General features: G+C 44.2%; 1 protein-coding gene. It reads right to left on the reverse strand.

The annotated features are described in order from the left end of the window. The coding region (locus AC1DWB_RS36580; protein ID WP_477545944.1) for a hypothetical protein at window positions 1-658 on the reverse strand (658 nt) is incomplete at its 3' end. Window positions 659-745 lie beyond the last annotated feature (87 nt).

Raw genomic sequence — 745 nt, forward strand, 5'->3', positions numbered from 1 at the left:
CTCTTAGGTATACTTTTTTCCTGTTATTAATCGTTTCGAAATCCTCGTGGATATTGATATTCGCGCAAAAGTGGGCATTATCGATCGACGTGCCGACCCAATGAATCTGATTCTCATGAAGGTTGCCGAAATATTCAATCAGCACCATATCCGAAACGCCAGGGCATTCCGTTGTCGCCAGAAAATGCTCAATCTGCGCAAACAATGCAGGGACGCTGTATTGATGCAGAATTGTAGAGCAAAGCAACCTGAGCGTATCCAGGTTATTGATGCCCCGGTGATTGAACAAAATGTTGAATCGGTTAAAGTTCCGTTCGCTTACATCCATAAATAACAGCACATCGGAATCCTGGTAGCAGCAATGCCTTAATTCGTTTTTGACCATAAAATTCCGCAAAATAAACAGCCTCTGGATGCAAAATAGTTCGAATTGCAGCGAATTCGGTCCCGTATGGCGGTATAAGTTAGCAAACAGCTCCACATCTTCGTCATAGTCGCAAATCATGGCATGTTCGATCTGAGAAGAGTGGTAGTGGCGATTCGCCTCGTCTCCGATCAAAAACACTTTATTGTGGGGATTGGAGAGTTTCGCCTGCAGCAGTGCATACTTCAAGTAGTAACTGTCCCCCCGGTGGATGAACACGATAGGAATTGACATGATATCTTCCTCCTCTCCTTATTAAATACCGTATGCTGGTACCTTGACTTCGGATATAGACTGAATCATCATCCTAGAGTCCAAACC

The sequence above is a fragment of the Paenibacillus sp. P4_E11 genome (assembly GCF_056401635.1).